We start from the raw sequence: 13,141 nt of genomic DNA, 5'->3' as shown, positions 1-13,141 counted from the left end.
TCCTACTCGTCCTCGGCGCGGCTGAGCCTCACGTACACGGCCGACACTCCGGCGAGCAGCACGAGGAGGACCAGGCCGAGCGCCGCCGCGGCGCCGTAGTTGTTGAAGTTGAAGGCGTATTGGTAGATCAGGTAGACGACCGTGGTCGTCGAACCCTCCGGGCCCGCGCCGCCGGTGAGCAGGAAGGGCTCCACGAACACCTGCATGGTCGCGATGACCTGCATGAGCAGCAGCAGCGAGAGGATGAGCCGGGTCTGCGGGACGGTGACGTGCCAGACCTTGCGCAGCAGTCCGGCGCCGTCCAGTTCGGCCGCCTCGTACAGCTCGCCGGGGATGCCCTGGAGCGCGGCGAGATAGATGAGCGTCGCTCCGCCCATGTTCATCCAGGTCGAGGCGACCACGACGGAGAGCATCGAGGTGCTGGGGTCCTGGAGCCACTGCTGGGCGGGTATCCCGAAGAATCCGAGGACCTGGTTGAGCAGGCCGTACCCGGGATCGTAGAGGTACTTGAAGAGCAGCACCGAGGCGACCGGCGGGAGCATGACGGGCAGGTACACCAGGAGCCGCAGATAGCCCTGTGCGTGCCGGAACTCGTTGAGCACCACCGCGACCACGAACGGGACGGCGAATCCCAGGACCAGCGCGAGCACGGTGAAGAGCAGGGTGTTGCGCCAGGCCTGCCAGAACGCCGGGTCGTTGAAGACGGTGTTCAGGTTGTCCAGGCCCGCCCAGGTGGTCTGCCCGTCCTCGGTCTTCTGGAAGGCGAGGAGGAACTCCCGCACCATCGGGTACCAGGAGAAAAGGGCGAAGCAGATCACGGCGCCGATCAGGAAGCCGTGCGCGGTGAGATTGCGGCGCAGGGCCCGGGCGAAGGCGCCGCCGGCCGCCTGCGGTCCTTCGCCGTCGTGCGGGAACGGGCGGGGCGTCTTCGCCGCCGACGTGGGGATGGTGGGGGCCGACATCGTCGCCTCCTCCTCGGTGCAGTGGTGCCGGAACGCGGTCCGGGCGCGGACGGGGTGCGGGGGGGCCGGCCGGGCCGGCCCCACAGGGCCTTCCGCTCGGGTCCGAACGAAAGGCCCCACCCCGGTTACTGGGTGGCCAGGACCTGGTTGACCTGCTTCTCCGCGTCGGAGAGCAGCTTGTCGACGTTCGCGTCCCGGTTGGTGAGGAGGCCGGACATCACGTTGTCCAGGACCTTGTAGACCTCCTGGGCCTTCGGCGGCTCGGCCTTGCCGGGGACCGGGTTGTCCACGAAGGTCCTGAAGTTGGCGACCGGCATGGTGGCGAACTGTGCGCGTGCGGCGTCGTCCGTGGTCTTCGAACCGTTCAGCCAGAAGTTGGGCTGGGGAACGCCGACGGGCAGCTTGTCGGCCTTGGTGCGCTCCCAGTCGAACTGGCCCTTGCCGACGCTCAGGTTCTTGAAGTTCAGCCAGGCGATGGCGGCCTTGATCTTGTCGGCCGAAATCCCCTTCTTGATCATGTAGTTGTTGCCGCCGGCCAGGGTGCTCTTCTCGCCGGGGATCGGCCCCATCCCGAAGTTCTCGTAGCTGGCGCCGAGTTGCTGCACCATGTACGCGATGTCGTCGGGCGCGGCGAGGAACATGCCGAGCTTGTCGGTGGCGATCTGCTTCTGCAGGTCGCCCCACTTCAGCAGCTGGGTCTTGCCCATGCTGTCGTCCTGCCACCGCATGGCCTTGATGTTCTCGGCGACCTGCTTGCCCAGGTCGTCGTTGAACGCCGCCTTGGTGCCGCTCGCGTCGACGACCTCGCCACCGACGCTGTACATCTGCGCCGTGAAGTGCCAGCCCCCGGTGTTGCCCGCGCTGTACTCGCCGAAGCCCGAGATGCCCTTGCCCAGATCCGCGATCTTCTTCGCGGCGGTACGCACCTCCGCCCAGGTGCGCGGCGGGGCGTCGGGGTCGAGGCCGGCCTGCTGGAAGAGCTTGCGGTTGACGAGCAGGCCCATGGTGTAGTTGCTGGTGGGCAGCCCGTACAGCTTGCCGTCCTGCTTCAGCGAGTTGAGGACGTTCGGGTCGATGTCCGCCAGCGCGGGCACGCTCTTGTCGGTGACGTAGGCGGTGATGTCCTCGGCGCCGTCGTTGTCGAGCACCTGCGGCAGGTCGGTGAAGTACGTGTAGAACACGTCCGGCTGGGACTTCGCCTTCAGCATGGCCGTGAAACGCGGCGGCTCCAGACACTGGCCGGCGGTGGACCGTCCCTCGATGGTGACGTTCGGGTACGTCTTGTTGAACTCGGCGACGTCCTCCTTCCACTCCTTGAGCTCGGCCGCCTTCGCCGTGGGCGGCATGCAGTCGATGGTGATCGTCACCTTGGTCTTCGGGTCCAGCGGGGCGGCGGGGTCGGCTGACGTGCTGCCGCCGCCGCCCTTCTCGCCGCCGTCGTTGTCGCTGCTGCTGCTCGTACCGCAGGCCGCGAGCGCGGTGAGCGCCAGCGCGGAGACAAGAGCGACCGCGCCTGCGCGGCTTCGACGACGGAACGCGGCTCTACTCATGGGTGGTCCCCCTCGGGCATGTGCGTGGACGACGCCCCACCGCCGATGCGTTGTGGGGCGCCGCACACTCAACCACCGGGAACAGAAGGACGCAATATCTAACGCCGATTCCGTAATTGTTTGACAGATGAATGAATGCCGGTGGGCGGAGCGAGAGGTCGCCCGACCTGCGGACGCCGCACACCGACTGCCCGCGACGCAAAACGCCGCGCGGTGCCCGCCCCGGGGAGGGGGCGGGCACCGCGCGGCGTCGGAGTGCGGCGGACTACCGCGGTGCCTGGGCCGTCGACCCGCGCACCACCAGCTCGGGTTCGAAGAGCAGTTCGCCGTGGTGTACCTCGCCGCCCTGGATCTGGGCGCAGAGCAGCTCGACGACCGCGCGGCCCATCGCCTCGATGGGCTGGCGCACGGTGGTCAGCGGCGGCTCCGTGCAGTTCATGAACGCGGAGTCGTCGTAACCGACCACCGACACCCCGTCCGGCACGGAGATCCCGCGCCGGCGGGCCGCCCGCACCGCGCCGAGGGCCAGCGGGTCGCTCGCGCAGATGATGCCGGTGGCGCCCCGGTCCAGCAGCCGCGAGGCGGCCGCCTGGCCGCCTTCCAGGGAGAACATGGTCCGCTCGACGAACTCCGCGGTCAGCTCCCGCCCGTGGGCCGTCGCGACCGTCCTGGCCGCCGCCAGCTTGCGCCGGGAGGGGATGTGGTCGGCCGGGCCCAGCACCAGGCCGATCTTCTCGTGGCCCAGTGAGGTGAGATGGCGCCATGCCTGCTCGACGGCGACACCGTCGTCGCACGAGATGCAGGGGAAGTCGACGTTCTCTATGGGGGCGTTGATGAGGACCACAGGAATCCTGCGCTCCGCGAGCCGCCGGTAATGCGCGTGCTCCGCGTCCGCCTGGGCGAAGAGCCCGCCGGCGAAGACGACCCCGGAGACCTGCTGCTGGAGCAGCAGGTCCACGTAGTCCGCCTCCGAGACGCCGCCCTTGGTCTGGGTGCAGAGCACCGGTGTGAGGCCCTGCTGCGCGAGCGCGCCGCCGATCACCTCCGCGAAGGCCGGGAAGATCGGATTCTGGAGCTCGGGCAGGACCAGCCCCACCAGCCGCGCCCGTTCGCCCCTCAGCTGGCTCGGCCGTTCGTAGCCGAGCACGTCCAGCGCGGTGAGCACCGACTGCCGGGTCGCCTGGGAGACTCCGGGCTTGCCGTTGAGGACCCGGCTGACCGTGGCCTCGCTGACACCCACCTTCTTTGCCACTTGAGCAAGTCTTCGCGTCATGACCGCAAGACTAACGCAATCCGTGCAAGCGGTTTGCGGAAGACCCGGCGGGCCGTCGCGGCGGTAGGTCGACCCCGCCACGACGGCCCGTACATCCTGTCGATCCGCTCCTTACGGGTTGACGTTGATCTTGAAGGTGGAGGTGGTGTTCCGGATGTCCACCGCGTTGCCGGAGAGCCGCAGGCCGTTGAAGGTGACCTCACCGACCGCGGGTCCCTGGCCCGACTCCGGCAGCTCGTTCGCCCAGAGACCGAAGCCGGACTTCGCGTCGAAGGCGTCGCCGCTCTTACGGGCGCCCGAGATCGAGACGTCCGTGAAGATCGTGTCCTTGATCGGGAACTGGGGCTGTCCGCCCACGTAGTTGGTCTGGAACATCACCCCGCTGTAGGTCGGGTCCACGATGTCCACGTGGCTGACCCTGATGCCCTGGAACACCTTCGAGGCGGAGAACACCCAGATGGCCGGGAAGGTCTGCGACCCCCAGAAGTGGCCGCCGGTCCGTACCAGGGAGATGTTCTCCAGGGCGGTGGGCCCGGTGCCGAAGCCGTTCATCGGATACCCGAAGTCCAGCGAGGAGATGGTGATTCCCGCGTAGACGAGGGTGTCGGCGACCCGCAGGTTGCGGAAGGTGTTGTCGTAACCGCCGTACACGGCGATGCCCGCCGCCCGCCAGGTGAGGATCGACGTCAGGTTCTCGAAGACGTTGTTCTTCATGTCCGCGCCGCCGGCGTCGATCGCCGAGAAGAGCGCGAAGCTGTCGTCACCGGTCGCCCGGGCCTCGTTGTTGGACACCAGGTTGTCCGTCGAACCGTTGGTCATGTTGATGCCGTCGGCGAACGTGTCCCGGATGCGGGAGTTCTTGATGGTCATCCGGTCCGTGTTCGCACCCCAGTACAGGCACACCATGTGCTCGACCCAGACGTTGTCGATCACGATGTCCGAGACGCCCGCGAAGTCGAACACCTTGCCCGGACCGTCGATCCGGGAGGTGTAGTTGCCGAAGTAGCCGAAGCCCGAGAACGACGAGCCGTTCGCGGTCGCGTCGGCACGGAACCCGATGTCCGTGTTCTCCTGCCCGGCCGGCGCCTGGAACCTCGCGAACCAGGGACCGGCACCGACGACCTTCACCGCCTTCCCGTACACCTGGAACTTGGACGAGGTCTGGTAGTCGCCCGTCGGCAGGTAGACGCCGACCAGCTTGCCCGTGGTGTCCATCCGCACCCGGTCCAGGGCGTTCTGGACGTCCTGGTGGGTGAATCCGGCCGGTACCGCGTACGCCGCCGGGTCCGGGTTGGCCACGACCGTCGCCTGCTCCAGGCTCACGAAGTCGATCGCGTACGTGGAGGTGTTCGCGGCGTCCTTCTGCAGCCGGATCTTGGCTCCGGCCGGCACGGTCTCGCCGAGCAGGAGGTGCGCCTCGTCGTAGATGTGCCGGGGCGCGCCCGCCGAGGGGGAGTTGCCGGGGCCGGCCTCCGCGCCGTACAGCCACGCGTACCGGGAGGTCAGCGGGAGCGCCTTCTTCAGGACCCCGTCGACGTAGACGTCGATCGTGGAGTCGATGCCCCCGCCGCCCGGGGCGTCCGGGATGGAGAACCGGGTCACCAGCGTGTTGGTGGCGGCCCGGGTGGTGAACTCGACGTACTCACCGGTCGCGTCGAGGTTCACGGCCTTGCGGCCGGAGGCCTCACCGGCGATGTCGCCCACCGTGCGGTTGGGGCCGACCACCTGCGCCCCGCCCCCGGTCGTGGCGTCCTCCGCCTCGTACGTGTCGTACGGCATGGCAGCGCCGCGGCCGACGAACAGCGACTGGGTGGAGACGTTGTTCGTCCGCTTCACCGGCAGCTCGTTGGCGTCGTCGGCGAGCGTCACCTTCACGGTGTACGAGCCGTTGGCCGCCGTCCACGGACCGAGCTTCACCGAGGCCGCGGTCGCTCCGGCCGCGATGGTCCCGGAGAACGCGCCCGTCAGGGTCTTCACGGTCGCGTTGTTCGCGTCGAGCACCGCGAGGGTCACCCCGTGGCTCCCGCTCGCCGAAGCGATCGAACCCTGGTTCTTGATCGCCACGTCGAAGGTCACCGCGTCACCGGCCGAGGGGCTGGAGGGCGAGGTGTTCACCGAGGCGACCAGGTCGGAGCTGGAGACCGGCTTCACCACGAGGGGATCGGTGCGGTTGTAGGCGTTGTTGGACTCGTTCTGCTCGATCACCTGGCCCGCCGGGTCCACCACCGCGCCCAGCGGGTAACTCCCCGCCTCACGCGTGCCGATGGAGGCGCTGACCGTGGTCGACGCCCCGGCCGCGAGAGCGCCGACCGATGCGGTGGCGACCTTGGAACCGCCGAGCAGCAGGTCCACCTTGGTGGCGGGCGACGCGACCGCGCCGCTGTTGCGCACCGTGGCGCCGAGGCTGATGGTGTCCGACTCCACCGGGGCGGAGGGCGTGGACGTCACACCGGTGACTTCGAGATCCGGATTCGGAGCCGGTACTCCGATCACCTGGAACTCAGCGACCTGCCCGGCCGAGGAGCCGGAGTTGGCCGTGAACTTCAGCTGTACGTCGGCGACGCGGCCGGATACGGGCACGGTGACGGTGTTCCCGCTCGCCGGGTCGAAGGAGTAACTCCTCGCAGCCGCCAGGCTGGTGAAGGAGCTCGCGCTCTGCTCCCGCCCGAGCACCTCGAAGGTCTGCGTCCGGGCCGCCCAGGCGCTGTCCGGGTTGAGCTTCAGCACCAGGGAGCTCAGGTCGGCGTTGGAACCCAGCTGTACGGTCAGGGTGTTGGGGTAGCTGCCCCCGGCGCCTTCCCAGTAGGTCGTCACGTTGTTGTCGTTGGCGTTCGCCGCGACGTAGGTGTGCACGTACGACGAAGCGGTGATCGGCTTGGACACCGCGAGGTTGGAGCCGATGGTGCCCGAACCATTGCGGGTCACGGAGTTGCTCGCCGACGACTGGTTGCCGGCCGCGTCCTTGGCCCGGACCACGTAGGCGACCGTGGCCGAGGCGGGCTGCGCGTCGGTGTACGTCGTCACCGAGCCGCCGACGCTGCCCCGCAGGGCGTTGTTGGCGTAGATGTCGTAGCCGGTGACGGCGGTGTTGTCGGTGGAGGCGTTCCAGGTCAGCTTGATCTGCCCGCTCGCCGGCTCGGTCAGCGCCAGCCCGGAGGGGGCGGTCGGCGCCGTGGTGTCCCCGGTACTCGCCTGGCGGGTGACGGTGTTGCTGTTGCCCGACTGGTTGCCGGCCGCGTCCTTGGCCCGTACGTAGTACGAGACGGTCTGGTTCGCGGGCCGGTTGTCGGTGAACGTGGTCACCCCGCCCGCCACACTGCTCAGCAGGGTGTTGTTGGCGTAGATGTCGTAGCCGGTGACGGCGGTGTTGTCGGTGGAGGCGTTCCAGGTCAGCTTGATCTGACCGCTCGCGGGCTCGGTGAAGGCGAGGCCGGACGGCGCGGACGGAGCCTGGGTGTCACCCGTCTCGGGGCCGTAGACCTCGAACTCCGACACCTGGGCACCCGGTTGCACGCTGTTCGCGGTGAACAGGGCACGCACGTAACGCGTGGTGGTGGCGTCGAACGAGAGGGTGACCGTCTGACCCCCCGCGCTGTCGAAGGTGTACGCCTGCGAGGCGGTGAGGTCCGTGAAGGCCGAATTGTTCGTGCTTCCCTGGATCTTCAGCGTCTGACTGCGCGGCCCCCAGCTGTCCGGCAGCTTCAGGACCACCCGGTCGACCCGTACGGCGGAACCGAGGTCCGCCTGGATCCACTGCGGGAACGCGTTGTTGCCGCTCTCCCAGTAGGACGACTTGTTGCCGTCGTTGGCGTTGGACGCCGGATAGACGTCGGTGTGACTGCTCTCCGACATGGTGCGCCCGCTCGCGAGGTTCACCGAGGACGCGGCTGCGAGCTTCACCTCCAGCTCGGAGAGCTGGGCGGCATCCGCGACGGAGTTGTCCGTGACCGCGATACGTACGTAACGCGCCTTGGTGGCCGGGTAGTTCACGGTGACCGCGTTGGCCTGCCCCGGACTGAAGGTGTAGGTCGCCGAGCTCTTCAGCGTGGCGAAGGCCGTGCCGTCGGTGCTGCCCTGGACGGCGAGTGTCTGGGTGCGGCTCGCCCACCCGGCCGGGAGTTTCAGTACGACTCCGTCCGTCCGGACGGTGGACCCCAGGTCGGTCTGCACCCACTGGGGTCCGTCACCTTTCGCGCTCTGCCAGTAGGTGCCCTGGTCGCCGTCGGTGATGCCGGCGGCGGTGTTCTTCGCCTGCGCGCTGCTCGCCTTGGCCGGCAGGCCCGAGGCCGCGTTCGGCCCCGAGGCCGCCGTGGCGGTCAGCGCGGGTCCGCCGACGGTCAGCAGGCTGGTGACGACCACTGCGGACAGACCGCGCGCTCTCCAGCGTTTCGCTCTCATGGATCCCCGATCCCTCGGCCTCGCCCCTGACGGAGGCGAGGCGCGGCTCAGTCGATGTGCAGGGAGGATTGGATTTATGCGTCATGCACTACATCTTTTGCGAGGAGCGGTCAGAGGGTTGCAGATATCTGGAGGCTCGTCTACCGGTCCCGCACGTACCAATTGCCGCGTCGGATCGGCTTGATTGGTCAACACCCGCCGCGATCAGGGGCTTTCGTCTGTGCTGTCAGGAAATGCAAGTTCGCCGCAAGCGATGGAAGCCGGTTGCGTTTTTGCGCAAGGCAGGCCGAGCGTGGAAACGCCGACGCCCCGGACCGCGGCGTGGGGGAACGCGGCGGTCCGGGGCATCGGCGGGAGGGCAGGAGGGTGAGGGGGCAGGCCGGCCCCCAGGTCTCACCAGTCGTGGACGGTGCCGTCCTGGAGGCGGTTGACCGGCAGATAGGCGGGCTCGTACGGGTGCGCGGCGGCCAGCTCCTCGTCGAGCTCCACGCCGATGCCGGGGGCCTCGCCCGGGTGGAGGTGCCCGTCGGTGAACGTGTAGGCGTGCCGGAACACCTCCCCGGTGAGCGCGGAGTGGCCCGAGTACTCCTGGATGCCGAAGTTGTGCACGGCGAGGTCCAGGTGGACCGCCGCCGCCATACCCACCGGGGAGATGTCCTCCGGCCCGTGCGTCGCGGCCTTGACCTGGTACTGAGCGGCGAAGTCGAAGAGCTTGCGCAGGGGGGTGACCCCGCCGAAGTGGGTGACGGCCGAGCGCGCGTAGTCGATCAGCCGCTCGGTGATCAGGGCCTGGTAGTCGTGGACGGTGTTGAAGACCTCGCCCACCGCGAGCGGGGTGGTCGTGTGGTGGCGGATCAGGCGGAACGCGTCCTGGTTCTCCGCGGGCGTGCAGTCCTCCAGCCAGAACGGGCGGTACGGCTCCAGGTCCTTGCCGAGCCGCGCCGCCTGGATCGGGGTGAGCCGGTGGTGGGCGTCGTGGAGCAGCGGCAGTTCGGCGCCGAACTCCGTACGTACCGCCTCGAAGACGGCCGGGACGTGCCGCAGGTAGGCGTCGGTGTCCCAGTCCTCCACCAGCGGCCTGGCCCGCTGATGGAGCACGGCGGCGCCGCTCTCGTCGGTGGTGTGCACCCCGTAGACCGCCTTCAGGCCCGGCACGCCGGTCTGGATGCGGACGGCCCGGTATCCCTCGGCGAGACGGGCTCGGACGGAGTCGAGCAGTTCCGGGATGCCGGCGCCGTTGGCGTGGCCGTAGGTGCGGACCCGGTCGCGACTCGCTCCGCCGAGGAGCTGGTAGAGCGGGAGACCCGCGGCCTTGGCCTTGATGTCCCAGAGCGCCACGTCCACGGCGGCTATCGCGGCCATCGTGACCGGCCCGCGCCGCCAGTAGGCGCCCCGGTACAGGTACTGCCAGGTGTCCTCGACGCGGTGCGGGTCGAGCCCGATGAGCAGGGGCAGGACATGGTCGTCGAGGTAACTGACGACGGCGAGTTCCCTGCCGTTGAGGGTGGCGTCGCCGAGTCCGGTGAGCCCTTCGTCGGTCGTCAGCTTCAGCGTGACGAAGTTGCGTCCGGGACTGGTGACGATCAACTTCGCGTCGACGATCTTCATGCGCGTGCTCTCTCCGGTGCTGGGCGGGGCTGTGCGATACCGGGGCGGGCCGTCCGCGATCCGGAGCGGGCCGTTCCTGCCGGTATTCCATCAGTCCCGCCGCCGGCGCTCCGCCCGGGTCTCCCCGCCGTGGCCCCGTCCGCGCCCGCGCACCGGAGCGCGGTGGCCGGGCCATGACAGCTCCGGCCACCACGCGGTGGTTCACCCCGTGTACTGCGCGAACACGCGGGTGTAGTCCCATGCCTGCTGGCTGACGTCCGAGCAGGTGTCCGCGCCGCCCCCGGTGCACGGCCGGTCACGGTTGACCGACCAGAAGGTCAGCCGCGCCAGGTGGTGCTGCTGGGCGTAGGCGAGGATGGTGCGGAAGTCGTCCACCGTCACCGTCTCGTTGTCGTCGGTGAGACCGTTCATGGACGAGATGCCGATCGACCGGTACGTCTGGTCGTCGGTGTACCCGTAGGCGCTCTTCACCGCGTTCTTCAGGCCCTCGGCGGCCTGCTTGGTGAGATTGCCCATGTTCTGGCCGGCGCCGCCGAAGTCGAACGGCATGATCGTCCAGCTGTCGACGGTCAGCCCCGAGGAGGCGGCCCGGTTGATCAGGGAGCTGTCCGGACCGCTCTGGCCCGTGCCGAAGGTCACGTACACCTTGATGCCCGGGTTGTTGGCCCTGACGGTCTTCAGCGCGTCCACCGTGCGCTGCTGCACGGTGGCGTTGCTGTAGGCGTCCGCCTCGATGTCGATGTCGATCGCCTTGAGGCCGTACGCGTCGATGACCTTCTGGTACGCGGCGGCCAGCTCACCCGCGCTGGAGCAGGAAGTCTCCAGCTTGTTGCCGCTCCAGCCGCCGAACGACGGTATGACGTCGCCGCCCGCCCCGCGCACGGTGTTGATCGTCTGCTGGTCGACCCCGCCGGCCAGCGCCCGCGAGCCGTCCCACTGCGGGTTGCAGTAGCCGTTGCTCAGGACGAACGCCAGCGTGAACCACTTCACCCCGGTCGCGTTCATCACGGTCGTCGGATTCGGCGGACTGCCCCACCCGTTGTAGAGGTACGGGGCCACGGCCATGGTCCCGCCGGGGGCCGGCGTGCCGCCGCCCGAGGGGACCGTCCACTTCTGGTTGGCGGTGCCGGAGCAGGTCCAGAGCTGGAGGCGGGTGCCGTTGGCGGAGGAGTTACCGGTGGCGTCCATGCACTTGTTCGACTGGATGCCGACGATGTCCTTGGCCGCGGGGGTCGCCCACTTCTGCGCGGCGGTTCCGTTGCAGTCCCAGAGTTGGAGCAGGGTGCCGTCGGCGGTTTTGGCGTCCTTGGCGTCGAGGCACTTGCCGAGAGCGCGGATGGTGCCGTCGCTGTTGACGCTCCACTGCTGGGCGGGCGAGCCGTTGCAGTCGTAGAGCTGGACGGCGGTGCCGTTGGCCGAGGAAGCGGCGGCGACGTCGACGCACTTGCCGCCGATGCCGGTGATCGCGCCGGTCGCGGTCACCGCCGCCTGCGCGGGGGCGGGCAGCGAGACCAGGGAGGCCCCCGCGGCGAGGAGGAGCGCGGCGGGTACGGCCACGGACGGGACCCAGCGGCGACGGGACCCGGTGAGGGCGCTCACGCGGCGTTCACCGTCCACTTCTGGTTGGCGGTTCCGGAGCAGGTCCAGAGCTGGAGGCGGGTGCCGTTGGCGGAGGAGTTGCCGGTGGCGTCCACGCATTTGTCGGACTGGATGCCGACGATGTCCTTGGCCGCGGGGGTCGCCCACTTCTGTGCGGCCGTTCCGTTGCAGTCCCAGAGTTGGAGCAGGGTGCCGTCGGCGGTTTTGGCGTCCTTGGCGTCGAGGCACTTGCCGAAGGCGCGGATGGTGCCGTCGCTGTTGACGGCCCACTTCTGGGCGGCGGAGCCGTTGCAGTCGTAGAGCTGGACGGCGGTGCCGTTCGCGGTGCCGGCGCCGGCGACGTCGACGCACTTGCCGCCGATGCCCGTGATCGAACCACCGGTGGCCGGGGGCGGGGTGGTACCGCCGTCACTGGTGGTGACGTGCACGTAGTCGACGACGAGCTGGCCGGGGAACGGAGTCGATCCGTCGGGGTCGCCGGGCCAGTAGCCGCCGACCGCGAGGTTCAGGATGATGAAGAAGGGCTTGTTGAACACCCAGCTGTTGCCGCCCAGGTCGGCGGGGGTACGCGTCTGGTAGACGTTGCCGTCGACCGACCAGGTGAGGGAGTTGGGGGCCCAGTCGACCGCGAAGGTGTGGAACGCGTCGGCGAAGGCCTGGCCGCCCGGCAGGGAGTAGCCCGCGCCGATGCCCGCCGAACCGGAGTAACCGGGGCCGTGGATGGTGCCGTGGACCGCGCCCGGTTCGAAGCCGACGTTCTCCATGATGTCGATCTCACCGCTGTTGGGCCAGCCGACACTGCCCAGATCCGCGCCGAGCATCCAGAACGCGGGCCACATGCCCTGACCGCGCGGGATCTTCATCCGGGTCTCGACGTGCCCGTACGTCGACGTGAACTTGCCCGAGGTGTTCAGCCGGGCCGAGGTGTACTGACAGGTGCCGTACCAGCACTGGTAGTTGGCGGGATTCTCCTTGCGGGCGGTGATGACCAGATTGCCCTGGCCGTCGAGCTTGGCGTTGTTCGACCCCGCCGTGTAGTACTGCCGCTCGTGGTTGCTGACGTTGTCGCCGGTCTCGGTCTGCCACTTGCCCGCGTCGGGCGCCGACCCGGCGGTGCCGTTGAAGTCGTCGGAGAAGGTCGTGGTCGCCGCAGCCGCGGTGGCGGCACTCTGGGAGGTCGCGGGCGCCGCGCCTGCCGGGGCGGCCATGAGCACGCCCGAACAGCAGAGCAGGGAGGCGACGGAGAGTGCCAGTCGGCGCCTGAAGGGAGTTCGCATGGTCATCACATCACTTCGCGTGGGGGGAATCTGTCATGGGCATGACAGATAGGCATGGCGGATGAAGGCGTGACGGACCGTGGTGAGGGTCCGCATCCCGAGGGGTAAGGCCGTTTGTTAATTCACTACTTGATTTAAGTGAGGGGGCGAGGGGGCGTCAAGGTGCTGGTCCGTACCTTCTGTTGACTCGTGTCGACGGGATTTTGGCCGGCCCGTTCACGTCTTGAACGCTCACGCCCGAGGGGCGGGCGGCTTTGCCGGGGCGCGGCCGAGGTTCCACGTGCGGGGGTGCGCACCGGTGGGCAGCGCCCGCGACCGGACGAACCGGCTCATCCGCGCTGCGCCACGACCGGGTGGACGGCTCCTCGGCGAAGCCGTGCGCACCCCCGCCGCCCCTCGGGAGGCGGGGCGCCGGCTGTCGGTGGAAGCGGCGCTCGCGGCCCCGAGTGGGCTCGTCACGAGAGGTGAGCGGGT

General features: G+C 69.0%; 7 protein-coding genes. All 7 read right to left on the bottom strand.

What is annotated here, in order from left to right; all coding sequences use genetic code 11:
* Window positions 1-2: 2 nt before the first annotated feature.
* A complete protein-coding gene (locus OHT52_RS00970) occupies window positions 3-962 on the bottom strand; it encodes a carbohydrate ABC transporter permease (RefSeq protein WP_328718156.1) in 960 nt (319 codons plus the stop codon).
* A 125-nt stretch (window positions 963-1,087) separates the two neighbouring features.
* Window positions 1,088-2,512 (bottom strand): extracellular solute-binding protein, encoded by a 1,425-nt coding sequence (locus tag OHT52_RS00965; protein ID WP_328718155.1) that lies wholly within the window; start codon window positions 2,510-2,512, stop codon window positions 1,088-1,090.
* Between the two features lie 265 nt (window positions 2,513-2,777).
* Entirely contained in the window at window positions 2,778-3,785 is a 1,008-nt protein-coding gene (locus tag OHT52_RS00960) for a LacI family DNA-binding transcriptional regulator (protein WP_328718154.1), read from the bottom strand.
* Window positions 3,786-3,896: 111 nt separating this feature from the next.
* Complete coding sequence (locus OHT52_RS00955; protein WP_328718153.1) at window positions 3,897-8,183, bottom strand: discoidin domain-containing protein; 4,287 nt, start codon at window positions 8,181-8,183, stop codon at window positions 3,897-3,899.
* A gap of 393 nt (window positions 8,184-8,576) precedes the next feature.
* On the bottom strand, window positions 8,577-9,791 hold the full coding sequence (gene manD / locus OHT52_RS00950) for a D-mannonate dehydratase ManD (RefSeq protein WP_328718152.1): 1,215 nt from the start codon (window positions 9,789-9,791) through the stop codon (window positions 8,577-8,579).
* A gap of 201 nt (window positions 9,792-9,992) precedes the next feature.
* On the bottom strand, window positions 9,993-11,390 hold the full coding sequence (locus OHT52_RS00945; RefSeq protein ID WP_328718151.1) for a ricin-type beta-trefoil lectin domain protein: 1,398 nt from the start codon (window positions 11,388-11,390) through the stop codon (window positions 9,993-9,995).
* On the bottom strand, window positions 11,387-12,667 hold the full coding sequence (locus tag OHT52_RS00940) for a family 16 glycosylhydrolase (RefSeq protein ID WP_328723575.1): 1,281 nt from the start codon (window positions 12,665-12,667) through the stop codon (window positions 11,387-11,389). Before OHT52_RS00940 ends, OHT52_RS00945 begins: the two co-directional genes overlap by 4 nt.
* Window positions 12,668-13,141: the final 474 nt, after the last annotated feature.

Source organism: Streptomyces sp. NBC_00247 (assembly GCF_036188265.1).
GTDB lineage: Bacteria > Actinomycetota > Actinomycetes > Streptomycetales > Streptomycetaceae > Streptomyces.
Note: the sequence above shows the minus strand (reverse complement) of the source record. Positions and strands in the feature narration are given on the sequence as shown.

Bases quoted from the DNA above. Each gene is read 5' to 3' on its own strand.
- OHT52_RS00965 (WP_328718155.1), bottom strand. From the start codon at position 2,512: ATGAGTAGAGCCGCGTTCCGTCGTCGAAGCCGCGCAGGCGCGGTCGCT.
- OHT52_RS00955 (WP_328718153.1), bottom strand. From the start codon at position 8,183: ATGAGAGCGAAACGCTGGAGAGCGCGCGGTCTGTCCGCAGTGGTCGTC.
- OHT52_RS00940 (WP_328723575.1), bottom strand. From the start codon at position 12,667: ATGCGAACTCCCTTCAGGCGCCGACTGGCACTCTCCGTCGCCTCCCTG.
- OHT52_RS00960 (WP_328718154.1), bottom strand. From the start codon at position 3,785: ATGACGCGAAGACTTGCTCAAGTGGCAAAGAAGGTGGGTGTCAGCGAG.
- manD (WP_328718152.1), bottom strand. From the start codon at position 9,791: ATGAAGATCGTCGACGCGAAGTTGATCGTCACCAGTCCCGGACGCAAC.
- OHT52_RS00970 (WP_328718156.1), bottom strand. From the start codon at position 962: ATGTCGGCCCCCACCATCCCCACGTCGGCGGCGAAGACGCCCCGCCCG.